Annotated in this window: 22 protein-coding genes and 2 pseudogenes; 10 read left to right on the top strand and 14 right to left on the bottom strand. The window is 65.3% G+C overall.

Annotated elements, in window-relative coordinates:
- Positions 1-61: 61 nt before the first annotated feature.
- The 6 genes from G4G28_RS04300 to tyrS form a co-directional block, all read right to left on the bottom strand.
- The gene (locus G4G28_RS04300; protein WP_182990975.1) at positions 62-295 is read right to left on the bottom strand and encodes a helix-turn-helix domain-containing protein; all 234 of its coding nucleotides are present in this window, start codon (positions 293-295) and stop codon (positions 62-64) included.
- A gap of 85 nt (positions 296-380) precedes the next feature.
- A complete protein-coding gene (gene dusB, locus G4G28_RS04295) occupies positions 381-1,406 on the bottom strand; it encodes a tRNA dihydrouridine synthase DusB (protein ID WP_182991711.1) in 1,026 nt (341 codons plus the stop codon).
- A 129-nt stretch (positions 1,407-1,535) separates the two neighbouring features.
- Entirely contained in the window at positions 1,536-2,192 is a 657-nt protein-coding gene (locus G4G28_RS04290) for a histidine phosphatase family protein (RefSeq protein WP_182990974.1), read from the bottom strand.
- A 31-nt stretch (positions 2,193-2,223) separates the two neighbouring features.
- Positions 2,224-2,889, bottom strand: coding sequence for a YbhB/YbcL family Raf kinase inhibitor-like protein (locus G4G28_RS04285; RefSeq protein ID WP_182990973.1), 666 nt, complete (start codon positions 2,887-2,889; stop codon positions 2,224-2,226).
- A gap of 52 nt (positions 2,890-2,941) precedes the next feature.
- Positions 2,942-3,400: a D-aminoacyl-tRNA deacylase gene (dtd, locus tag G4G28_RS04280; RefSeq protein WP_182990972.1), complete on the bottom strand. Its 459-nt coding sequence runs from the start codon at positions 3,398-3,400 to the stop codon at positions 2,942-2,944.
- Positions 3,397-4,662: a tyrosine--tRNA ligase gene (tyrS, locus tag G4G28_RS04275; RefSeq protein ID WP_182990971.1), complete on the bottom strand. Its 1,266-nt coding sequence runs from the start codon at positions 4,660-4,662 to the stop codon at positions 3,397-3,399. Before tyrS ends, dtd begins: the two co-directional genes overlap by 4 nt.
- Positions 4,663-4,812: 150 nt before the next feature.
- On the opposite strand from tyrS, the gene G4G28_RS04270 reads away from it, so the two are divergent.
- Positions 4,813-6,177 (top strand): peptidoglycan DD-metalloendopeptidase family protein, encoded by a 1,365-nt coding sequence (locus G4G28_RS04270; RefSeq protein ID WP_182990970.1) that lies wholly within the window; start codon positions 4,813-4,815, stop codon positions 6,175-6,177.
- 113 nt (positions 6,178-6,290) lie between these two features.
- A pseudogene (locus tag G4G28_RS04265) lies at positions 6,291-7,392 on the top strand (anhydro-N-acetylmuramic acid kinase).
- Between the two features lie 108 nt (positions 7,393-7,500).
- Here G4G28_RS04265 and erpA read toward each other — a convergent pair.
- The 7 genes from erpA to rplM all read right to left on the bottom strand — a co-directional run bounded on the left by erpA (position 7,501) and on the right by rplM (position 11,659).
- Positions 7,501-7,869, bottom strand: coding sequence for an iron-sulfur cluster insertion protein ErpA (gene erpA, locus G4G28_RS04260; RefSeq protein WP_182990968.1), 369 nt, complete (start codon positions 7,867-7,869; stop codon positions 7,501-7,503).
- Positions 7,870-7,923: 54 nt separating this feature from the next.
- A complete protein-coding gene (locus tag G4G28_RS04255) occupies positions 7,924-8,322 on the bottom strand; it encodes a polymer-forming cytoskeletal protein (protein ID WP_182990967.1) in 399 nt (132 codons plus the stop codon).
- Positions 8,323-8,449: 127 nt separating this feature from the next.
- Positions 8,450-9,487, bottom strand: coding sequence for an N-acetyl-gamma-glutamyl-phosphate reductase (gene argC, locus G4G28_RS04250; RefSeq protein ID WP_182990966.1), 1,038 nt, complete (start codon positions 9,485-9,487; stop codon positions 8,450-8,452).
- A gap of 137 nt (positions 9,488-9,624) precedes the next feature.
- Positions 9,625-10,428 carry a patatin-like phospholipase family protein gene (locus tag G4G28_RS04245; protein ID WP_229507890.1) on the bottom strand — a complete coding sequence of 268 codons (804 nt, stop codon included), beginning with the start codon at positions 10,426-10,428 and terminating at the stop codon, positions 9,625-9,627.
- A complete protein-coding gene (locus G4G28_RS25245) occupies positions 10,347-10,670 on the bottom strand; it encodes a patatin-like phospholipase family protein (protein WP_229507889.1) in 324 nt (107 codons plus the stop codon). Before G4G28_RS25245 ends, G4G28_RS04245 begins: the two co-directional genes overlap by 82 nt.
- Before the next feature lie 158 nt (positions 10,671-10,828).
- On the bottom strand, positions 10,829-11,221 hold the full coding sequence (gene rpsI, locus G4G28_RS04240; protein ID WP_027865814.1) for a 30S ribosomal protein S9: 393 nt from the start codon (positions 11,219-11,221) through the stop codon (positions 10,829-10,831).
- A gap of 9 nt (positions 11,222-11,230) precedes the next feature.
- Complete coding sequence (rplM, locus tag G4G28_RS04235; protein ID WP_056338863.1) at positions 11,231-11,659, bottom strand: 50S ribosomal protein L13; 429 nt, start codon at positions 11,657-11,659, stop codon at positions 11,231-11,233.
- Positions 11,660-11,985: 326 nt separating this feature from the next.
- On the opposite strand from rplM, the pseudogene G4G28_RS04230 reads away from it, so the two are divergent.
- The 5 genes and pseudogenes from G4G28_RS04230 to G4G28_RS04215 form a co-directional block, all read left to right on the top strand.
- Positions 11,986-13,188: pseudogene (locus G4G28_RS04230) on the top strand (alpha/beta fold hydrolase); the annotation flags it as partial.
- A gap of 249 nt (positions 13,189-13,437) precedes the next feature.
- Complete coding sequence (locus G4G28_RS04225; RefSeq protein ID WP_183108079.1) at positions 13,438-14,169, top strand: ATP-binding cassette domain-containing protein; 732 nt, start codon at positions 13,438-13,440, stop codon at positions 14,167-14,169.
- Entirely contained in the window at positions 14,166-14,723 is a 558-nt protein-coding gene (locus tag G4G28_RS25240; protein WP_229507888.1) for a hypothetical protein, read from the top strand. Before G4G28_RS04225 ends, G4G28_RS25240 begins: the two co-directional genes overlap by 4 nt.
- 8 nt (positions 14,724-14,731) lie before the next feature.
- Positions 14,732-15,352: an ABC transporter permease subunit gene (locus G4G28_RS25235; RefSeq protein ID WP_229507887.1), complete on the top strand. Its 621-nt coding sequence runs from the start codon at positions 14,732-14,734 to the stop codon at positions 15,350-15,352.
- A gap of 91 nt (positions 15,353-15,443) precedes the next feature.
- A complete protein-coding gene (locus G4G28_RS04215; protein WP_183108078.1) occupies positions 15,444-15,869 on the top strand; it encodes an OsmC family protein in 426 nt (141 codons plus the stop codon).
- A 45-nt stretch (positions 15,870-15,914) separates the two neighbouring features.
- Here G4G28_RS04215 and coq7 read toward each other — a convergent pair whose 3' ends face one another.
- Positions 15,915-16,559, bottom strand: coding sequence for a 2-polyprenyl-3-methyl-6-methoxy-1,4-benzoquinone monooxygenase (coq7, locus tag G4G28_RS04210; RefSeq protein WP_183108077.1), 645 nt, complete (start codon positions 16,557-16,559; stop codon positions 15,915-15,917).
- Positions 16,560-16,798: 239 nt separating this feature from the next.
- On the opposite strand from coq7, the gene G4G28_RS04205 reads away from it, so the two are divergent.
- The 3 genes from G4G28_RS04205 to G4G28_RS04195 all read left to right on the top strand — a co-directional run bounded on the left by G4G28_RS04205 (position 16,799) and on the right by G4G28_RS04195 (position 21,461).
- Positions 16,799-17,692, top strand: a complete 894-nt coding sequence (locus G4G28_RS04205) for an ABC transporter ATP-binding protein (protein WP_182990961.1) — start codon at positions 16,799-16,801, stop codon at positions 17,690-17,692.
- Positions 17,693-17,778: 86 nt separating this feature from the next.
- The gene (locus G4G28_RS04200; RefSeq protein WP_229507886.1) at positions 17,779-20,544 is read left to right on the top strand and encodes an ABC transporter permease; all 2,766 of its coding nucleotides are present in this window, start codon (positions 17,779-17,781) and stop codon (positions 20,542-20,544) included.
- 707 nt (positions 20,545-21,251) lie between these two features.
- Positions 21,252-21,461, top strand: a complete 210-nt coding sequence (locus G4G28_RS04195; RefSeq protein ID WP_182990960.1) for an addiction module protein — start codon at positions 21,252-21,254, stop codon at positions 21,459-21,461.
- Positions 21,462-21,720: the final 259 nt, after the last annotated feature.

Below are 21,720 nucleotides of genomic sequence, written 5' to 3'. Positions count from 1 at the left end.
TGCGGAATCAGGGCACGCCATATTGGCCGCGCCCGCGCACGGCCACTCGTGCCGGCAGACTTTACAGCAGTCCGTGCTCTTGCAGTTTCTTGCGCAAGGTATTGCGGTTGATGCCCAGCATCTGGGCGGCGTGCGACTGGTTGCCGTCGGCGCGCGTCATCACCACTTCCAGGATCGGCTTCTCGACGGTCAGCAGCATCATGTCGTAGATGTTCGTCGGTTTCTGCTCGCCCAGGTCATTGAAATAGTCCTCGAGGCTCTTCTGGACAACTTCCTGGATACTCTCTTTGCTCATGTCTGCTGCTTCGTCCTGGTTAGTGATTGCTGTGCCGATGTGCCGGCACTGTCCCCAAATCGTTTTTCTTGTTTGACTACTTTTACTATGCCGCTATTGCATCTTGCATAAGCTCTGCGGGCCGGTATTGTAACCGCTCGCCATGTCGGAGTTGGGATTGGAAAAAATTATCCACGGCCGCGAGCTGCTCGGCCGTCGACTCGAGACGGTTCATCTGCTGGCGGAACGCCTCGCCGCCGGGCAAATCCTCGACATACCAGCCGATGTGCTTGCGCGCGGTGCGCACGCCGACATACTCGCCGTAGAAGGCATAATGTGCCGGCAGGTGTTCGTTCATGAGGGCGCGCACCTCTTCCACCAGCGGCGGCGGCAGCAGTTCGCCGGTACGCAGGTAGTGGTCGATTTCGCGGCAGATCCAGGGCCGGCCCTGGGCCGCGCGGCCGATCATGACGGCGTCCGCACCCGTGTAGTCGAGCACAAATTTCGCCTTTTGCGGGGTCGTGATGTCGCCGTTGGCGACCACCGGAATGCCGACCGCCGCCTTGACGGCGCGGATCGTGTCGTATTCGGCCTCGCCCTTGTAGCCGTCGGCCCGGGTACGCCCGTGCAGGGTCAGCATCTGGATGCCGGCCTGTTCCGCCATGCGCGCAATATTCAAAGCATTCTTGTTTTGGCGATCCCAGCCAGTACGGAATTTCAGGGTAACGGGCACGTCCACCGCCGCGACGACCGCATGCAGGATGCGTTCGACCAGGTCTTCGTGCTGCAGCAGGGCCGAACCGCACCAGCTATTGCAAACCTTTTTCACCGGGCAACCCATATTGATGTCGATGATCTGCGCGCCGCGCTCGACGTTATGGCGGGCGCAGTCGGCCAGGTCCTGGGGGTCGGCGCCGGCGATCTGTACCGCCTTCGGCTCCATCTCGCCCGCGTGGTCGGTGCGGCGGCTGGTCTTTTCGCTGGCCCACAGGCGGGGATTGGAGGCCGCCATCTCGGACACCGCATAGCCGGCACCGAGCTGCTTGCACAGCTGGCGGAACGGGCGGTCGGTCACGCCGGCCATGGGCGCAACGAAGACATTATTGCGGAGGAGATAAGGACCGATTTGCACAGCAGGAATATGTTGGGAAGGCACGGGAACCTGCTATTTTACCCGATCCCCTGCTCAATTAATCAGCAAATTTTTTTCCAAACTGTAGCGAACGCGATAAATGGTGCTGGACAGAATGGAAAGAAGTGGCTAGCCGACATCATCCAGCGTGGCGTCGCGCAAATGCTCAACCTCGCCCCAGTTCACCAGCTCGAGCTTGCTATCTTTCACCAGGAAGCGGTTGATGCTGGCGTTGTGGATTTTAAAATCGCGCGGCGTTACCAGAGACAGGCCGAGAGCGGCCCGGTAGGCGCACTCGAGCACACCGCCATGGGCCACCAGGGCCAGCGTCCTGCCGGGATTGTCCGCAGCCCAGCCGAGGATGGCGCCGATCGACCGGTCATAGAACTCGCGGAAACTTTCGCCCCGATTCTTACCAGGCGGCAGCACTGCATCGACATCACGCCCCTGCCAGGCAGCGAACGCGTGTGGAAAACGTGCGGCGATCTCGGAGTACAGCAGGCCCTCGAAGCCGCCATAGCAGCGCTCGCGCAGGCGCGCATCGATGAACAGCGGCAGGCCGCGCCCGTCGCCAATGGCTTTTGCCGTCTGGCTGGCGCGCGCCAGGTCGCTGGCGACGAGCACGTCGATCGGCTCGTCCCCCAGCGCCGCGGCCAGGGCCCGGGCCTGGCGCCTGCCCTCTTCGTTGAGGTCGATATCGAGGTGGCCTTGCAGGCGGCGCTCGGCGTTCCACGCCGTTTCGCCGTGGCGGATCAGCAGGATCCGCGTGGTCTTGTCGTCTTGCATGAGTTAAGTGTGCGCCGGGATTCCCGGCGCTTCAGGTGGACAGCGTCGAGGCGACGTCGGGGTTGAGCGAGTACACGCCGAAAATCTGGGCTTCGTCGAGGATATGGCCGATCAGCGCCTCGCGTACTTCCGCACAGGTGAACTCGCCATCGAGCGCCAACTGCGGAACGTCGAGTGCGTAGATCGTAAACACATAGGTGTGCACGCGCTCGTCGTTCCACGGCGGGCAGGGTCCGTCGTAGCCGAAATACTGGCCAGCCATGTCGGGATCGTTCGCGAACCAGCCAGTATAGTCATTGATACCCTGGCGCAACTGGTGCTCGGTGCCGTTCTTGACGAGGAAAGGCAGGTTCGGCCCGCTCTTGCCGCCGGGAGTCACCATGTCGGAAAACTGCCCTTCTGCAATTGACTTCAGGCTGGGCGGAATGTCGACCAGTGCCCAGTGATGGAAATCAGCCCGTTTCAGGCCTTCGGGCACGGTGCGCCCTTCCTTGTTGACGTCGGTTCCATCCGAAGGCGCGTCGCCATCGACGCAGAGGATGACGAGCGATTGGGTGCCGGCCGGCACCTCGTCCCAGGCCAGGTGCGGATTGCGGTTGCTCGACAGGCGCACATGCCTGGCCGCATCGGCGACGGCAAACGCGCACTCTGGCGGGATCAGCCCGCCTTCGGTAAACGAATCACTCCAGATCTTCATCGCAGACTCCCGGTGGGCCTCCTCATATTGACCGCGGCTGGCAAGGCAGGTTTCAACGCGCGACAACGACGGGATCAACGCGCAGCCAGATCGTCACGGGACCATCGTTCGTCAATGCCACCTGCATGTCGGCGCCAAAACGCCCTGTTTCCACCTTGCCATGGGAGGCCCTGGCCTGGCGCACGACATGGTCGAACAGGCGCCGCCCGTCTTCCGGCGCCGCGGCCGGCGAAAACGAGGGCCGGGTGCCGGAACGGGTATCGGCCGCCAGCGTGAACTGGGGCACCAGCAGCAGATCGCCGGCGATGTCGCGCAGGCTGCGGTTCATCTTGCCGGCCTCGTCGGCAAAGACGCGGTAGCCGAGCAGCTTGGCCAACAAGGCTTCGGCCTCGCGCTCGGTGTCGCCCTTCTCGGCGCAGACCAGCACCAGCAAGCCCTTGTCAATCGCGCCTACCGTGGCGCCATCGACCACGACGCTTGCGTGGCTGACGCGTTGCAGCAGTCCGATCATGCGCTGAAATTCACACGCGCGAACTTGCGCTTGCCAACTTGCATCACGAAGTTGCCGGCCTCGACCTTCAGGTTCTTGTCGCTCACGACAGCGCCATCGATGCGTACGCCGCCCTGGTCGACCATGCGCATCGCTTCCGAGGTGGACGCGCACAGGCCGGCAGCCTTGAGCAGTTGGGCCACGCCAAGCGGCGCGCCCGCGACCGTGACTTCCGGCACCTCGTCCGGGATGCCACCCTTCGAGCGGTTGACGAAGTCGGCCAGCGCATCCTGGGCCGCCTGCGCCGAATGGAAACGGGTGACGATTTCCTGGGCCAGGGCGACTTTCGCGTCGCGCGGATTGGCGCCGGCCCCGGTTGCGGCTTTCAAGGAGGCAATGTCGTCCAGCGAGCGGAACGAAAGCAGCTCGTAGTAACGCCACATCATGACGTCGGAAATACTCATCAGCTTGGCGAACATCGTGTTCGGCGCCTCGGTGATGCCGATGTAGTTGTTCTTCGATTTCGACATCTTCTCGACGCCGTCCAGGCCCTCGAGCAGCGGCATGGTCAGAATGCACTGCGGTTCCTGACCGTAATCTTTCTGCAATTCACGGCCAACGAGGAGGTTGAATTTTTGATCTGTTCCACCCAACTCAAGGTCTGCTTTCAAAGCAACCGAATCGTAGCCCTGCATCAAAGGATAGAGGAACTCATGCACAGCAATCGGTGTCCCACTCTTGTAGCGCTTGGTGAAGTCGTCGCGTTCCATCATGCGTGCCACGGTGTAGCGCGAGGCCAGCTGAATCATGCCGCGCGCGCCCAGCGGGTCGCACCACTCGGAGTTGTAGCGCATTTCGGTACGCTCGGCGTTCAGCACCAAGGCTGCCTGGCGGAAGTAGGTCTGGGCGTTTTCCTCGACCTGCTCGCGCGTCAGCGGCGGACGGGTGACGTTGCGGCCCGACGGGTCGCCGATCATCGAAGTGAAGTCGCCGATCAGGAAGATCACCTGGTGCCCCAGGTTCTGCAACTGGCGCAGCTTGTTCAGTACGACGGTGTGGCCCAGATGCAGGTCCGGGGCGGTCGGGTCCAGGCCCAGCTTGATGCGCAGCGGCGTACCGGTCGCTTCCGAGCGGGCCAGCTTTTGTGCAAATTCGCTTTCGATCAGCAGTTCGTCGACACCGCGTTTCGTGATGGCGAGCGCCTCTTGCACCTTGTCGGACAGGGGCAAGGTAGAGGTGGCGGACGCAGGGTTGTTATTACTACAAGACGCGGGCGAGGTCATAAATTATTTGTAGGAAATTGGCTAAAGCGGTTGTAGGACCACGTATTTTGGTATAATGCTCGATCCCATCAATCTTGCCGTAGGAAAACTTTTCAAAACAACAAGAATAAAAGTGGCCCGAAGTTGAAGCGGCAAATTTTAACTGATTGCATGAATCCTATACATAAAATCACTGGCAACAGCCCGTTCCGCTTGGCGAACATGAGTCGCAAGACCCGTATCGTCGGCGCTGGCGCGCTCGCCCTGGCACTGTGCGCATTCGGCGCCGTGGCTACGGCGCCGATCGCGCAGGACGACGCCGACGTGCCGGTCAAGTCGGTTGCCGAGAACCTGGCCCTGCCCAATCTCTCCGACCAGATCGCCGCGCTCCAGCAGGACGAGCAGCAGTTCATCCACGAAGAGCGCGTCCGTTCGGGCGACTCCGTTGGCACCATGCTGGCACGCCTGGGTGTGGAAGATGCACAGGCACAGAACTTCATCCGCTCCGACAAACTGGCCCGCCGCATCCTGTCGCTGAAGAACGGCAAGCGCCTGCAGGCCGAGACCGACGAAAACGGCCTGCTGCTGTCGCTGCGCGCCACCCTCACCGACAAGAACAACGCCCCGACCACGCTCACCATCGCACGCGATGGCGACAGCTTCAAGGCTTCGGAAGCACCGGCCAAGCTGGAACGCCGCGTCGAAATGCGTTCGCGCGAGCTCAACAGCTCCTCGCTGTATTCGGCGACCGACGCGAATGTCGACGGCGGCTCGATTCCCGACTCCGTCGTCGGCGAAATCGTCAAGATGTTCTCGACCAACATCGACTTCCGCGGCGACATCAAGCGCGGCGACCGCTTTAATGTTGTCTACGAAACCTTCTGGCTCGACGGCGAACTGGTGAAAACCGGCCGCATCCTGGCAGGCGAATTCATCAATCGCGGCGTGAGCTACCAGGCTGTCTGGTTCGAAGACCCGGTGACCAGGCAGGGCGGCTACTACAGCCTGGACGGCAAGTCGCTGAAAAAAGCCTTCCTCAAGTCGCCGCTGGAATTCTCGCGCGTCTCGTCGGGCTTCGCCAACCGCGTGCACCCGATCTCGGGCCAGTGGAAAGCCCACAAGGGCATCGACTACGCCGCTTCCCTCGGCACCCCGATCCACGCCTCGGGCGACGGCACCATCGACTTCATCGGCGTCTCGAACGGCTACGGCAACATGGTCGTCATCAAGCACTGGGGCAATTACAGCACCGCCTATGCCCACATGAGCCGCTTCAACAGCGGCCTGCGCAAGGGTGCCAAGGTCAGCCAGGGTGAAGTGATCGGTTTTGTCGGCTCGACCGGCTGGTCGACCGGTGCCCACCTGCACTATGAGTTCCGCGTTGCCAATGTCGCGCGCGATCCAAGCACGCTGAAGGACCTGATGGCCGCCCCGCTGAGCAAGGGCGAGCTGGCCCGCTTCCGCATGGCAGCTGCCGAGATGAACCACCGCTTCTCGCTGCTGACTCCAGGCGGCAACGCCATGGCGGCCCGCTAAAGCGATTCGCCTCTTCGAGAAAGCCTGCCCTGCATTTGCACGGCAGGCTTTTTTGTTGCCTGCCGCAGCCACGGCGGGCATTTTGCAGTCACGCTTTCATCTATGATGCGCATATGACGACCTCATCTTCCTCCCTGTATATCGGCCTGATGTCCGGCACCAGCCTCGACGGCGTGGACGGCGTGCTTGCCGATTTCGCCGATGGCGCGATCCGCACCCTGGAGTCTGCCTTCGTCCCCTTCCCTGCCGCGCTGCGCACCGAGCTCATGGGGCTGCAGGCAAACGGCCCCAACGAGATCGAGCGCGAGGCGATCGCCGCCAACGGCCTGGCGCATGCCTACGCGCAGTGTGCCGGCATGCTCGCGACGCGCCCCGGGACCGGTTGCTGCCGTCGCCGTGCACGGCCAGACGGTACGCCACCGCCCGGAACGCGGCTTTACGCGCCAGACCAACAATCCCTCCCTGCTGGCCGAACTGACGGGCATCGACGTCATCGCCGACTTTCGCAGCCGCGACATCGCCGCCGGCGGCCAAGGCGCGCCCCCGGTGCCGGCCTTTCACGCGGCGGCCTTCGGCAAACCCGGCACGACGCGGGTGGTGGTCAATATCGGCGGCATCGGCAACATCAGCATGCTGCATGCCGACGGCCGCGTGACCGGCTACGATACCGGTCCCGGCAATGTCTTGCTGGACGGCTGGATCGGGCGCCACCAGGGCAAGGAGTACGATGCCAGCGGCGCCTGGGCCGCGAGCGGGAAGGTGGACGCCGCCCTGCTGGCCTACCTGCTGCAGGAACCCTATTTCCATCAGCCGGCACCGAAGAGCACGGGCCGCGACCTGTTCCATATGGACTGGCTCGACGCCCGCCTGGCGGGTTTCGCCGGCGTGGCCGCGGCCGACGTACAGGCCACGCTCACCGCCCTGACCGCGCAGACGATCGCGCGCGCCATCCTCGACGAACAGGTCCGGATCGACGCCGTCTACGTCTGCGGCGGCGGTGCCCATAACGGCACCCTGCTGCGCATGCTGGGCGCCGCCCTCGGCGGCCAGGTGCTGGTCGAATCGACGGCGGAACTGGGCATTGCCCCGAACCACGTCGAGGCACTGGCCTTTGCCTGGCTGGGCTATCGCTTCAACCTGCGTCAGCCAGGCAACATGCCGGCGGTGACGGGCGCAACAGGTCCGCGGGTGCTGGGGGCGCTGTACCCCGCTTGAAGATGGCCACAGGCGCAGCGGGCATGTACGGCATGGACGAAAAAAAATCCGGGCAATGCCCGGATTTTTCATTCTCGCCCAGAAAAAACCGGGCGGCAGATTGGCTTATCAGGCCGAGAACGACGAACCGCAACCGCAGGTGCTGGTGGCGTTCGGGTTCTTGATGACGAACTGGGCGCCTTCGAGGTCGTCCTTGTAGTCGATTTCGGCGCCCACCAGATACTGGTAGCTCATCGAGTCGATCAGCAGTTGCACGCCGTTCTTCTCCATGGTGGTGTCGTCTTCGTTCACGATTTCGTCGAAGGTGAAGCCGTACTGGAAACCCGAGCAGCCGCCGCCCTGCACGAACACGCGCAGCTTCAGGTCGGGATTGCCCTCTTCCTCGATCAGCTGGGCCACTTTTTCGGCAGCGCTGTCGGTGAAGACGATGGGGGTCGGGATGGTGTCAAAGTCTTGCGCTTCGGCTACTGCGGTCATGGGATAAACTCCTGATTGGATTCAACAATTCCCATTATAGACTGTTCGCGCCGGTCATGCTCCGGTCGCTACCGCCGGCGCCAGATGAAACACGGGTTCCCCGGCCGGCTGGTGCGTGAGCTTGCCGGTCACCAGGGCGCCGCCGTGCATCTCGAGCAGCTTGTAATGGACATCCCCATGTATGCGGCCTTTCGGCTGCAATTCAAGCAGTTCCGTCGAATGCACCGACCCGGCGATGAAACCGTTTACCACCAGGTTGGCGCAACGCACCTCTCCCTCGATGCGCGCGTGCTCGGAAACGATGAGCACGCTATCCGGACCCTCGTTGGCGATGACATTGCCGTGCACCTCGCCGTCGATGCGCAGGCCGCCGCTGAAACACAGGTCTCCCTCGATACGGGCGGCTACGCCGATCAGGCTGTCAATTTCGCTTTTTGCGTTGCGACCGAACATGGAGCACCCCTGTAGTAGATGGAAGTTGCGACGTGTAAACCGACCAGTGCATCGGTCAATTTACCGTTCTCAACAGTTGCCACCTTGATCTAGCTCGTGTCCGGCAATGCCGCCAGGAATTCTTACATTACGGCAACAGCGCGATACCTTGCAGCCCGGTCGTTTCGTCCAGGCCAAACATCAGGTTCATGCATTGCACCGCCTGGCCGGATGCGCCCTTGACCAGGTTGTCCTGCACCACCAGCAGGACGACGGTGTCGCCGCCGTCCGGACGGTGCACGGCCAGGCGCAGCATGTTCGAGCCGCGCGTCGAGCGCGTTTCCGGGTGCGAGCCGAAAGGCATGACGTCGACAAAGGGCGAATCCTTGTAGGCATCCTCGAACAGCGCCTGCAGGGCGTCGTCGTCGATGTCTTTCGTCAGGCGCGCATACAGGGTCGCGTGCATGCCACGGATCATCGGCACCAGGTGCGGGGTGAAGATCAGGCCGACCTTCTGGTCGGTGAAGCGCTGCAGCTGGGCCGAGGTTTCGGGCGTGTGGCGGTGACCGGCCACGCCATAGGCCTTGAAGTTGTCGCTCGCTTCCGAGAACAGCGTGCCGATCTCGGCCTTGCGGCCAGCGCCGGACACGCCCGACTTGGCGTCGGCGATCAGGCTGCCGGCATCGATCAAGCCGGCTTTCAGCAGCGGCACGAAGCCGAGCTGCATCGTGGTCGGGTAGCAGCCGGGATTGGCGATCAGGCGCGCCTTGCGGATGTCGTCACGGTTCAGCTCGGGCAGGCCGTAGACGGCTTCCTCGATCAGCTGCGGCGCCGTGTGCTCGATCTTGTACCACTTCTCGAAGCTTGCCCTGTCCTTCAGGCGGAAGTCGGCCGCCAGGTCGATGACCTTCACGCCGGCTTCCAGCAAGGCGGGCGCCTGCGCCATTGCCACGCCGTGCGGGGTGGCGAAGAACACCACGTCGCAGGCCGTCAGGTCGGCCTTGTCGGGCGCCGAGAAGGCCAGGTTCACGCGGCCACGCAGCGAGGGGAACATGTCGGCTACGGGCAGGCCGTCTTCCTTGCGCGAAGTGATCGCGGTCAGCTCCACGCCGGGATGCGCGGCCAACAGCCGCAGCAATTCCACGCCCGTGTAACCGGTTCCGCCAACGATGCCAACTTTGATCATGTCTGTTCCTTCCATGAAATATGAGCCCTTGCAGGACGAGGCCGCAATTTTAACAGCCTGTCAGGTAGCGCGTTTTCGCGCCCGTACGACTGGCAAAGGGGATGCCGCCGGCGAACAGCCAAGTGCCCTCAGGCCGTTCACCGCGCGCGCGCCATCTGGCGCTCGGGGTAGTACACCGCCTCGGTGTCGATGGTCGAACGCAGGCCCACGTTCCCGGCGTGGACATCGAGCCAGTCGCCCGCCGCCTTGCGCCCCGCCTCGCGCAACTGCAGGATGAAGGGCCATTCCAGGTTGAACTTGCTCGAGATATCGAGATTGGCCAGTTCGCCATTCCCGCTGATCATGTGCAGGCGCACGGCGGCCGCGTGCGTCTGCTCGATACGCTCCTCGTCGACCACGGCACGGACGTGCTCGATGGCACTGACTTCGCGCACGAAGCTGAGATTGAAGGCGATTTCGCTGGCGCGGTTGCCGATATCGGCCAGGCTGCGCGGCAGTTGCTCGCGAGCGATCGGATTGTTCTGCACGATCAGGATATCGGTGCCGTCGCCCTGCTCGACCAGCGGAGACAATGCCGGATTGCCGACAAAGCTGCCATCCCAATACGCTTCCCCGTCGATCTCGACGGCGGCGAAGACCTGCGGCAGGCAGGCCGAGGCCGCGACCATGCGGGCATCGAGCTCGTCGCGCAGGAAAATTTTCGCTTTGCCGGTGCGCAGGTTAGTGGCGGGAATGAAAAGGCGGATCTCTTCGCAGCTGCGCACCCGCTCGAAATCGATCAGCGACGAGAGCAGCGCATGCAGGGGATTCATGCTGACTGGCGTCATTTGCGGCGGCAAGACCGCGCTCATCGCCTGCATCAGGTGGTAGGCCGGGGACGCCTGCATCGAGCCGGCGCCGCCCAGGATATCGAAGGCGCTCGGGCGCAGCGGGCTGAGCATGCTGGCGCTGCTGAGGGCGCGCCAGAAGCGCTCCCGGGGCCGCGTGCGCCCGCGCGGCCGCCGCCCCGGGCATAGCCGTCCGCCAGCACGGCGGCATTGATCGCGCCGCCGCTGGTGGCACTGATGGCGGCAATGTCGAAACGCTCGTCCTCGAGCAGGCGGTCGAGGACGCCCCAGCCGAAGGCGGCATAGGCGCCACCGCCCTGCAGGCCGAGGCTGATCTTCCTGATTCCATTATTCACGACGAAAGGTCTCCGGCGAAATGATCGACGGGCCAGTCTACAATGCGTCTCCCAGCGATGCCGCAGCATTGACGGACGAAAAAAAAGCCGCCCGAAGGCGGCTTTCTGTCCAACAGGTCAGCAGCGTGAAGCTGCTGACGCCCGAAGGCTGCAAGCGATTAACGCTTCGAGAACTGCTTGGCGCGACGTGCTTTACGCAGGCCGACTTTCTTACGCTCGACTTCACGGGCGTCACGGGTGACGAAACCGGCACGTGCCAGGTCGCCCTTGAGGCCTGCGTCGTAGTCGATCAGGGCGCGGGTGATGCCGTGACGGACGGCGCCAGCCTGGCCCGACTCACCACCGCCGTGCACGTTGACCTTGATGTCGAAACGCTCGACGTTGCCGGTCAGTTCCAGCGGCTGACGGATGACCATCAGGCCGGTTTCGCGCGAGAAGTACTCGTTCGCAGGCTTGCCGTTCACGACGATCAGGCCGGTGCCGGCTTTGATGAACACGCGAGCGACTGCACTCTTGCGACGGCCGGTGCCGTAGTTGTAGTTACCGATCATGTCAGTTCCTTAGAGGGTCAGTGCTTGTGGTTGCTGTGCTGCGTGCGGGTGGGTACCTTCCGCGTACACTTTCAGCTTCTTGATCATGGCGTAGCCCAGCGGGCCCTTGGGCAGCATGCCCTTGACAGCCTTCTCGAGCGCGCGGCCCGGGAAACGCTGTTGCATTTTCAGGAAGTTGGTTTCGTAGATACCGCCCGGGTAGCCCGAGTGACGGTAGTACGTCTTGTTGGTGGCTTTGGTGCCGGTCACGCGCAGTTTGCCTGCGTTGACGACGACGATGTAGTCACCGGTATCGACGTGAGGAGTGAATTCTGGCTTGTGTTTGCCGCGCAGTCGGAGTGCCACTTCGCTGGCAACACGTCCGAGGACCAAGTCCGTCGCGTCAATCACGAACCAGTCGCGCTGGACTTCATGGCCCTTAGCGGAAAAAGTTTTCATGTTGACTTCCTAAAATAGGTAAATTGCTCAAATGGCGGTTCCGCAATTGTTGCTGCGGACTCATCCTTATTGTCTTTTCCAGAGCAAATGGAAAGCCAGCGATGATACCTCAAGCGCAGGCACCCGGTCAAGATCGGCCCCAGGCCGGCTGTGGCATTCCCGCACCTCCGTCGCATGCGACACGTTCATATCCGAAGGCTAATGATTTTGCGCAACCATTCTCAAGCGAACCCCACTAGACTTCCCTCAAGTAATTTCTTGCGCAAGCATGAGTTGACCGTGCAAACGAACCCAAATTACTATTGGTCAACTACTGAGGAGTTCGAGTGAAAACCAGTCCCATCCTGCCTGCCCTGCTGGCGCTGTTGCTGTCGTCGGGAGGCGCCGCTGCAGCCGCGCCGGCGGACGCGGCGCGTCCCGCTCCGCGCAGCTGCCACCTGCCGGGTGCCGAAGAAGCGCTGCGCTGCGTCAAAGTCCCGGTGCCCCTCGATTACGCGAAACCGGCGGCCGGCGCGCTCAAGCTGCACGTCACCGTCGCCCCGACCCTCCGCGAAGGAGCCAAACCCGATCCGCTGTTCGTGCTCGCCGGCGGTCCCGGCCAGGCCGGCAGCGACGTCATCGTCCTGCTGTCGGCGGCCTTCAAGCGCGTGCGCGCCACCCGCGACATCGTCTTCATCGACCAGCGCGGCACCGGCCTGTCGGGCAGGCTCGATTGCGAGGACCGGCCCGAGCACGCCACCATGAGCGATGACGAACTGGGTGCCGAGGTCACGCGCTGCATCAAGGCCAGCCGCGCCCCCTTCGCCGCCTACACCACCGCGAACGCCGCGCGCGACCTCGACGAAGTGCGGCGCGCGCTCGGCTACGGCAAGGTCAACGTCTGGGGCGGTTCCTACGGCACCCGCCTCGGCCAGGCCTATGCGCGCGCCTTCCCGGACAGCGTGCGCTCGCTGATCCTCGACGGCGTGGCCGCGCCCGACCAGGTGATTCCCGCCGGTGGGCGCGACGGCCAGGCCGCCCTCGACAAGCTCTTCGACGGCTGCGCGCGCGACCCCGCCTGCCACAAGGCCTATCCGAACCTGCGCGCCGAATTCGGCAGCCTGGGCGCGCGCGCCGAAGCCGGCATCAAGCTGTCGATCAGCGACCCGCGCACCGCCCAACCGGCCACCTTCAGCATGACCGGGCAGCGCTTCACGGGCACCGTCCACAACATCCTGTATTCGCCGGCCGACGCGCGCCGCCTGCCTTTCCTGATCCACAGCGCCTACCGGGGCCGCTGGGAGCCCTTCATCGCCCGCCATAACATCAGCGGCGACTTCGCCAGCGAGGCCAGCAGCGCCTTCCTGCTGCACCTGGCGGTGGTCTGCGCCGAGGACGTGCCGCGCATGACGCCTGATCTGATGAAGGAAAACACCGGCCAGTTGACGCGCGCGCTGGCCGAACGCATGCCGGCCATGTGCAAGACGATGAACGTGCCGGCGGTGCCGTATGCCGCCCCGGCCACGATCGCCGCGCCCGCCCTGCTGCTCTCGGGCGCGCTCGACCCGGTGACGCCGCCGCGGGCGCGCAAAGTGCCGCGCGCCACATGTCGAACGCACGCCAGCTGGTCGTGGCCAATGCCGGCCACGGCGTCTCGCAGCTGGGCTGCGCGCCACGCTTGCTGCGCGAATTCCTCGACAAGCCCGGCGCCAAGCTCGACGCCACCTGCCTGGACGAGATTCCGGCCCCGACCTTCCAGCTCGGCAGCGCCGGGCCGCAACCCTGACATCGAGCCGCCCATGATCGAAGTTCAAGAAGTACGTAAACAGTTTGGCACCGTGCAGGCGCTTGGCGGCGTCAGTTTCAGCGCCTGCGACGGCCACATCACCGCCCTGCTCGGGCCCAACGGCGCCGGCAAGACGACCCTGCTGCGCACCCTGGTGGGCCTGCTCAAGCGCGACCACGGCAGCGTGTCGATCGACGGCGTCGACCCCGAGCGCGACCCGCTCGCGGTACGCCGCAATATCGGCTTCCTCACCGACCAGTTCGGCCTGTACGAACGCCTGTCGACGCGCGAATACCTCGCCTATTTCGGTGAGCTCAACGGCATGGGCGGCGCCGCCCTGGCCGCGCGCATCGACGAGGTGTCGGACCTGCTGGCCATGGACGACATCCTCGAGCGCCGCACCAAGGGCTTCTCGCAGGGCCAGCGCATCAAGGTGGCGCTGGCGCGCACGCTGCTGCACCGCCCGCGCAACCTGCTGCTCGACGAACCGAGCCGCGGCCTGGACGTGATGAGCACACGCGCGCTGCGCCGTGCGCTCTCTTCCCTGCGCGCCGACGGCTGCTGCGTCATCATGGCCACCCACGTGATGCAGGAAGTGACCCACCTGTGCGACGACGTCATCGTCATCGCCAAGGGCCACACGGTGGCGCAGGGCTCGCCCGACGAATTGTGCCGCCGTACCGGCATCGACAACCTGGAAGACGCCTTCGTCAGCCTGGTTGGCGAAGAAGGGATCGCCGCATGAAGCCGCGCTTCCTCATCATCTACCTGAAAGAACTGCGCGAAACGCTGCGCGAGAAGCGCAACGTCGGCCTGCTGCTGCTGTTCACGCTGATGTATCCGGTGATGTTCGGCTTCCTGATGCAGCAGCTGATCGACCGCGCCACCCGCTCGGAACGCGAGGGCATCGAACTGGCCGTGATCGGCGCCGACAAGGCGCCCACCCTGATGGCCCAGCTCCGGCAGAAGAACATCACGATCACCAACATCGCCATGCTGGACGAGGCGGCGATCGAGGAGAAACTGCAGGGTGACACCAAGCTGGCGGCCGTGCTGCGCCTGTCGGAGAAGTTCGGCACCAACTACGCGGCGATGCGCCCGGCGCGCATCGAGCTGTGGTACGACTCGGCGGCCGAAAAGGGCGCCCAGCGGCGCGAGATCGAGGAAGTGCTCGAGAACTACAGCGCCAACGTCGCCAGCGCGCCTGCTGGCGCACGGGGTGTCGCCGGCGACGCTGGCGCCGATCAACGTGCAGCGCTACGACACCGGCACCAACGCCTCGCGCTCGGCCAAACCTGATTGGCGGGATGCTCAGCATGCTGTTCTTCCCGGCCTTCTTCTGCGGCATGTCGGCCGCGGTCGACAGCACCGCCGGCGAACGCGAACGGCGCTCGATGGAAGTGCTGATGGCGCAGCCGGCCCGGGCCTGGGAAATCGTGACCGGCAAGTGGCTCATGGCCGGCACCCTGGCCGTGGTCGGGCTCACGCTCGAACTGATCCTGGCGCACATCGTCCTGTCCTGGGTGCCGCTGGAGGAACTGGGCATGTCGTGGAGCCTGAACTGGTTCGACGTCGCGCTGGTGTGCTTCCTGGCGCTGCCGCTGGCGCTGCTGGCGGCTGCCGCCCAGATCGCCCTGGCGATGAACGCCAAGTCCTTCAAGGAAGCGCAAAGCCTGCTCAGCATCGTGCTGCTGCTGCCGATGCTGCCCGGCCTGGTGGTCTCGATGATGGAACTGAAGACCTCGCTGTGGATGTACGCGGTGCCGATGCTGTCGAACCAGACCCTGCTGCGCGAAATGTCGAAGGGCGTCGAGCTGGGCTTCCTGCCCTACCTGCTCACCTTCGTCAGCGCGGCGCTGCCGGTGGCGGCGGTGATCGCCTTTGCCACCTGGCGCATGAAGAGCGAGCGCTACGTGCTGGCCGTGTAGCCACGCGGCGCCCCTGCCAGAACAGCCCACCCCGGCATGCCGCGGTGGGCTGTTCTACAATACAGGCACCCTTAGATAGCGGAGAATCTGCATGGAAGTCAAAGTCAGCTGGAACGGCCCGTCGGGCATGAGTTTTCGCGCCCAGACCGGATCGGGCCACATGGTGGCGATGGACGGCGCGCCCGAGGGCGGCGGCCACAACCTGGCGCCGCGTCCAATGGAAATGCTGCTCGTCGGTACCGGCGGCTGCACCGCCTACGACGTCGTCCTGATCCTGCAGCGCGGCCGCGAGAACGTGCTCGGCTGCGACGTCACCCTGCAGGCCGAGCGTGCCGCTACCGACCCGAAGGTGTTTACCAAGATTAACTTCCACTTCGTCGTCACCGGCCGCAACCTGAAGCCGGCGGCGGTGGAGCGCGCCGTGAAGCTGTCGCACGAGAAGTACTGCTCGGCCTCGATCATGCTGGCCCATTCGGTCGAGATGACGCACTCCGTGGAGATTGTCGAGGCGCCTTAGGGTGTGCAGGGTGGACTCCCGAGTCCACCCTACGATGATCGAAGATCAGACGTAATACGCCGTCGTCGTCATCACCTTCGCCATCGCGCGCATGGCCAGCTTCACCGGCACCGGCATCTCGGCCGCGCCGAGCGCCTGGGCGGCGCCGCCGTGGGCGATCTCGTCGACCCGCATCTGCTCGACGATCGCGCGCGACTTGGCATCCTTGATCGGCAGCGTCTCGAGGTGGCTGTTCAGGTGCGCCTCGACCTGGCGCTCGGTCTCGACGACGAAGCCAAGGCTGCGCGCGTCGCCCAGCCTGGCCGCCACGGTGCCCATCGCGTAGGCGCCCGCGTACCAGAGCGGATTGAGCATGCTCGGCTGCGAGCCGAGTTCCGTCAGGCGCTGCGCGGTCCAGGCCAGGTGGTCTTCTTCCTCGCGGCCGGCCTGCGCGAACTGGGCGCGCATGGCCGGGCTTTGGGCATGGCGCGCCTGCGAATCGTAGAGCGCCTGGGCGCAGACTTCGCCGACGTGGTTCACGCGCATCAGGCCGGCGCTATGGCGCTGCTCGCGTTCGTCGAGTTCGCAGTCGACCGAGTTGGCCGCGGGGTTCGCGCGCGAGGCCGAGGCCACGCCGCCGACGACGCGCAGCGCCTTGTCGAAGCCGACGATCAGATCATCCAGGGGGCCGAAGAAACGGTTCGCTAACATGGGGGTCCTTCATTCGCGGCAAAACGCCATTATATGCGCCAGCCGACCCCGCTGCCGTCCGCCTGCCGGCCAGGCGCCGCGTGCAGACCGTCCCCGCTTTTCTGCACTCTGGAACGCACATCGCGCCGTGCGTCGCATCGGTCCGCCTGAGTCAGCCGTTAGCGCATACAATGCAGGCGTCAAAAAGGGCCTGGCGGAAACGGAAATGAACGCCATGCAAAGCTGCTAGGGGAGTCCGCATGGAATTACGCATCCGCAATCTGTCCAAGACCTACGCCAACGGTGTGGTGGCGCTGGACAAGGTCACGTTGAACATCCCGCCCGGGATGTTCGGCCTGCTGGGCCCGAACGGCGCCGGCAAGTCGACGCTGATGCGCATCCTGGCCACGCTGCAGGAGTGCGACAGCGGTTCCGTGTTCGCCGACGATATCGACGTCCTCGACGAAAAGGACGCCGTGCGGCGCATGCTCGGCTACCTGCCGCAGGACTTCGGCGTCTATCCGCGCGTCTCGGCCTGGGAACTGCTCGACCACTTCGCCCAACTGAAGGGCATTGCGAATAAAAGCCGGCGGCGCGAAGTCGTCGACGGCCTGCTCCAGCAAACCAACCTGTTCGAGGTGCGCCACCAGAAGCTCGGCAGCTTCTCCGGCGGCATGCGCCAGCGTTTCGGCGTGGCCCAGGCATTGATCGGCGACCCGCGGCTGATCATCGTCGACGAGCCCACCGCCGGCCTGGACCCGCAGGAGCGGGTGCGCTTCCATAACCTACTGTCGGACATCGGCAGCGACAAGACCGTGCTGCTCTCGACCCACATTGTGTCCGACGTGGCCGACCTGTGCGCCAACATGGCCATCCTCCACAAGGGCCATGTGCTGCTCTGCGGCGAGCCGGCGCGCCTGATCGAGGGCATCGAGGAGCGCATCTGGGCGCGCTTCATCGACAAGGCCGAGCTGCCGCTGTTCCAGAAGCAGCATGCGGTGATTTCGACGCGCCTGCGCGCCGGGCGCACGCTGGTGCACGTCTATGCCGAGCACGACCCGGGCATGGGCTTCGAGCCCGCCCACGCGAGTCTCGAGGACGTGTATTTCGCCACCATCGCCGGGCGCCACAACGCCCAGGCCGGGAACTGCTGATCGATGTCCGCTTTCCTCGCCATCGTCCGCTTCGAGCTCCGCCAGCGCGCAGCCTGCTGGCCTGGAGCTGCTTCGGCATCTTCGTCGTGCTGGCCCTGCTGTGGACGGCGGCCGCGGGCGGCGTGTTCAAGGACACCATCGTCGCCTTCGGCGCGCGCATGCTGATCGACGCGCCGCGCCAGGTGGCACTGTCGACCGCCTTCCTCGGCTGCCCGGCCGTGATCGTGGTGGCCGCCATCATGGGACGCGCGATCCAGCAGGACTTCGAGCACGGCATGCACCATTTCTTCTTCAGCGCGCCCGTCAGGAAGAGCGCCTACGTGTTCGGGCGCTTCCTCGGCGCCTACCCGGTGCTGGCCCTGATCTTCAGCGGCATCCTGCTCGGCCAGTGGCTCGGCAGCCTGGTGCCCGGCGTCGACCCCGACCGCGTCGGCGGCGCCGCCTTCGGCACCTACCTGCTGCCCTGGCTGTTCACGCTGCTGCCCAACCTGTTCGTCTTCGGTGCCATCTTCTTCGTGCTGGCGGCGCTGACGCGGCGCATGCTGCCGGTGTACGTGGCCAGCATCGTCCTGATGCTCGGCTACACCATCGCCCCCTCGCTCGCGCGCGACTTCGACTACAAGACGCTGGCGGCGCTGATCGACCCGTTCGCGACCACGGCGGTGCTGCGCCTGACCGAATACTGGCCGACCGCCGAACGCAACGCACGCCCCATCGGCCTGGAAGGCGTGTACCTGGTCAACCGCCTGATCTGGTGCGGCTTCGGCCTGGCCGTGCTGCTGCTCGGCTACTGGCGCCTGCACCTGGTCGGCATGCTGGAAACCCGCGCCGCCGACGCGCCCGCCGACAGCGCAACGACGCCCCTCTCGCAGGTGGCCGTGCATACCCGCGAGCGCCCCGACTTCGCACGCCGCAACACACTGGCACTGCTGGCGCGCACCACCCTCCTGCACCTGCGCCAGACGGTGGCCACCCTGCCCTTCGCCCTGATTGCCCTGGTCGCGATGGCGATGCTGGCGGGCGGCACTTTCGAGCTGGGCATCCTGCACGGCGCCCGCACCTATCCGGTCACCCGGAACATGCTGGCCCTGATCCGCGAGATGTTCAGCAGCTTCATGCTGGTCGTGACCGCATTCTACGCGGCCCAGCTGGTGTGGCGCGAACGCGATGCGCGCGTGGCCCAGCTGTTCGACGCGTTGCCGGTGCCGGCCTGGCTGGCGCCGCTGTCGAAAACGCTGGCACTGGTGGCGATGCAGGCGCTGCTGCTATTCCTGGTGATGCTGTGCGCGATGCTGTGCCAGCTCCTGCGCGGCTACTTCGCGCTCGAGCCAGGCCTGTACCTGCGCTTCCTGTTCACCATCCTGCTGCCGCAGTACGCCCTGCTGGCGGTGCTTGCCATCGCCGTCCAGGTGCTGTGCGCACGCAAATACCTCGGCTATGCGGTGCTGGTGGCGCTCTACGTCGGCTTCACGGCCGTCCAGGGCCGCGGGATCGACCACCCGCTGCTGCTGTACGGCGTGTTCCCGCAGCTGGAGTATTCCAGCATGAACGGCTTCGGCCACCACCTGCTGCTCGAGCGCACGCTCGAACTGTACTGGGCCGGCGCGGCCCTGGTGCTGCTCGCGCTGACGGTCGTGCTGTGGCCACACGGCGTGAATGCCGAGCTGCGCAGCCGCCTGCGCATGGCGCGCCAGCACCTGACGCTGCCCATCCTCGCCACCTTTGCGGCCGGATTGCTGCTCTTTGCCGGCAGCGGCGCCCTGGCCTGGTACGAACTGGACGTCGCCGGCAGCTACCGCATGGCGCGCAGCGAGGAAGCGCGCCGCGCCGATTACGAAACCCGCTACCGCCGCTTCGCCGGCCTGGCGCAGCCCGCCCTTGTCGCGGTCGACCTGCGCGTCGACATCCATCCGCGCAGCCGTACGCTGGCCGTGCAAGGCGTGTACCAGCTGGAAAACCGCGGCACGGCGCCGCTGGCCGACCTGGTTCTCTACCAGCAGCCAGGTGCCGACCTGGTGGCGCGGCTGTCGCTGCCGGCGCGCCTGGTGACGGCGGACCGCGCGCGCGGCTTCTTCCATTACCGCCTGGCGACGCCGCTGGCGCCGGGCGCGCGCATGGCCCTGCAGTTCGACCTCAGCTACGCGCCCGGCGGCCTGTTCGGCTTCGGCAGCGATACTCCGGTGGCGGCCAACGGCACCTGGTTCACCGACGAGGCGCTGCCACGCATCGGCTACCAGCCGCTGGTGGAACTGCGCGACGCGCGCGACCGCCGCCACCACCGCCTGACGCGCCCCGCCAGCAGCGCCGCTCTCCCCGCCGCCAGCGTGCGCTTCAGTGCCATCGTCAGCACCACGGTCGACCAGGTGGCGATCGCCCCGGCGCGCTCGAACGCGAATGGATCGCGAACGAACGGCGCCATTTCCACTACCGGGTCGAGCAGCCGATCGCGGGCGGCTACGCGGTGGCGTCGGCCCGCTACGCGGTGCGCCACGAGCGCTGGCAGGACGTCGCCCTCGACGCCTACTTCCAGCCGGCGCACGACGACAGCGTCGACGGCCTGCTGCGCGGCGCGAGCGCGGTGCTCGACTACGGCACGCGCCAGTTCGGCCCTTATGGCCTGCACGACCTGCGCGTGGTCGAGACGCCGCGCAATGCCGGTCCCGCGCGTGCTTTCCCCGGCATGCTGGCCCTGCCCGAGGATGGCGCCTTCATTGCCCGCGTCGACGGCGGCGCGGCCCGGGACATCGACTACCCCCTCTACATGGGCGCGTATGGCACCGCGCGCCAGTGGTGGGAAGAGCGCCTGCCCGGCGACGCGCTGGTGGACGGACTGGCCGAATACACGGCACTGATGGCGCTGCGCCGCAGCGAGGGCTCGACCGGGATGCGGCGCTACCTGCGCCACGACCTGCAGGCCTACCTGATGGGACGCGCGCTCGTCCTCGGCCGCGAACAGCCGCTCATGCAGGGCATGGACGAAGCCTGGCTGCAGCAGCGCAAGGGCGGCATGGCGCTCTACCTGCTGCAGGATATATTGGGCGAAGAGCAGCTCAACGCGACGCTGCGCGAGATGCTGCGCACGGCGCCGGCGGCAACAGGACGCACGGCCGCGGCCACCGCGCTGGCGACGGCGCTGCGCGCGGCCGCGCCGGCGGACAAGGCCTACCTGGTCGACGACCTGTTCAAGGCGATCGTGCTGTATGAAAACCGCGCCGACAGCGCCAGCGCGGCGCCGGCCGGACGGCAAGTACGAGGTCACCCTGCATGCCAGCGCGGGCAAGGTGCGCGTCGGCGGCGCGGCCGAGCACGACGCGGCGCTGGCCGACTACATCGAATTCGGTGTCGACGACCGCGACGGCAAGCCTCTGGTGCGCGAGCGGCGCCTGGTGCGCGAGCGGCACCAGGACGTGCGCTTCGTCGTCGACGCCCCTCCGGCGCGGGCCGGCATCGACCCGGACCATAAGCTGATTGACAAGAAACCCACAGACAACATGGTTCCGGTCGACAGCCGATAGAACTCGGGCTATGATCAAATCACCGTTTTCCAGTGAGGACACCGATGTCGACCATGCTTGCCGAAATCTGCGAGAAGATTCAGCTGCTCTCCGCTGAAGACAAGCATGTAGTACTGCGCCTGCTGTCGCAGGACGTCGACGGCCCGGCCGACCTCGATGCCGAGGAAGCGTGGCGCGACGAGGTTGTTCGCCGCGTCAAGGCGATCCGCAACGGAGAAGCTGCGATCCGCGCCCTGCAGGACTGGCAGGAATAAGGCGCCGGGCAACAGCGCAGGCACCCCACACAACCGCGACGCAAGGCTCGCGGTTTTTTTATTTCCGCCGCCGCTAAGTACTCGACCGAAAATAAATGGGAATTTTGGCAAACAGAACCGGACGTGCCGGTTCGGATGCGGTGCAAGACGGCGAGAGCGCCGCAGTGCGAGCACTGCAAGCACGAGCCGACGCAGCAACGCGCCGGTTCTGGAAGCCAAAAACACATTTATTTTTGGGTGAGTACTTAACACAGGCATT

Origin of the sequence: Massilia sp. Dwa41.01b, from assembly GCF_014171775.1 — a bacterium.
Lineage (GTDB): Bacteria > Pseudomonadota > Gammaproteobacteria > Burkholderiales > Burkholderiaceae_D > Telluria.
This window is presented reverse-complemented; position numbering and strand designations above follow the sequence as displayed.

What these genes read in the sequence shown, in the direction of transcription:
- G4G28_RS04195 (WP_182990960.1), top strand. Translation starts at nt 21,252, where the DNA reads ATGTCGACCATGCTTGCCGAAATCTGCGAGAAGATTCAGCTGCTCTCC.
- coq7 (WP_183108077.1), bottom strand. Translation starts at nt 16,559, where the DNA reads ATGTTAGCGAACCGTTTCTTCGGCCCCCTGGATGATCTGATCGTCGGC.
- rpsI (WP_027865814.1), bottom strand. Translation starts at nt 11,221, where the DNA reads ATGATCGGTAACTACAACTACGGCACCGGCCGTCGCAAGAGTGCAGTC.
- G4G28_RS04205 (WP_182990961.1), top strand. Translation starts at nt 16,799, where the DNA reads ATGGAATTACGCATCCGCAATCTGTCCAAGACCTACGCCAACGGTGTG.
- G4G28_RS04215 (WP_183108078.1), top strand. Translation starts at nt 15,444, where the DNA reads ATGGAAGTCAAAGTCAGCTGGAACGGCCCGTCGGGCATGAGTTTTCGC.
- G4G28_RS04255 (WP_182990967.1), bottom strand. Translation starts at nt 8,322, where the DNA reads ATGTTCGGTCGCAACGCAAAAAGCGAAATTGACAGCCTGATCGGCGTA.
- G4G28_RS04245 (WP_229507890.1), bottom strand. Translation starts at nt 10,428, where the DNA reads ATGCTCAGCCCGCTGCGCCCGAGCGCCTTCGATATCCTGGGCGGCGCC.
- G4G28_RS25235 (WP_229507887.1), top strand. Translation starts at nt 14,732, where the DNA reads ATGCTCAGCATGCTGTTCTTCCCGGCCTTCTTCTGCGGCATGTCGGCC.
- dtd (WP_182990972.1), bottom strand. Translation starts at nt 3,400, where the DNA reads ATGATCGGACTGCTGCAACGCGTCAGCCACGCAAGCGTCGTGGTCGAT.
- argC (WP_182990966.1), bottom strand. Translation starts at nt 9,487, where the DNA reads ATGATCAAAGTTGGCATCGTTGGCGGAACCGGTTACACGGGCGTGGAA.
- G4G28_RS04270 (WP_182990970.1), top strand. Translation starts at nt 4,813, where the DNA reads ATGAATCCTATACATAAAATCACTGGCAACAGCCCGTTCCGCTTGGCG.
- G4G28_RS04225 (WP_183108079.1), top strand. Translation starts at nt 13,438, where the DNA reads ATGATCGAAGTTCAAGAAGTACGTAAACAGTTTGGCACCGTGCAGGCG.
- erpA (WP_182990968.1), bottom strand. Translation starts at nt 7,869, where the DNA reads ATGACCGCAGTAGCCGAAGCGCAAGACTTTGACACCATCCCGACCCCC.
- G4G28_RS04300 (WP_182990975.1), bottom strand. Translation starts at nt 295, where the DNA reads ATGAGCAAAGAGAGTATCCAGGAAGTTGTCCAGAAGAGCCTCGAGGAC.
- G4G28_RS25240 (WP_229507888.1), top strand. Translation starts at nt 14,166, where the DNA reads ATGAAGCCGCGCTTCCTCATCATCTACCTGAAAGAACTGCGCGAAACG.
- G4G28_RS04290 (WP_182990974.1), bottom strand. Translation starts at nt 2,192, where the DNA reads ATGCAAGACGACAAGACCACGCGGATCCTGCTGATCCGCCACGGCGAA.
- rplM (WP_056338863.1), bottom strand. Translation starts at nt 11,659, where the DNA reads ATGAAAACTTTTTCCGCTAAGGGCCATGAAGTCCAGCGCGACTGGTTC.
- G4G28_RS04285 (WP_182990973.1), bottom strand. Translation starts at nt 2,889, where the DNA reads ATGAAGATCTGGAGTGATTCGTTTACCGAAGGCGGGCTGATCCCGCCA.
- tyrS (WP_182990971.1), bottom strand. Translation starts at nt 4,662, where the DNA reads ATGACCTCGCCCGCGTCTTGTAGTAATAACAACCCTGCGTCCGCCACC.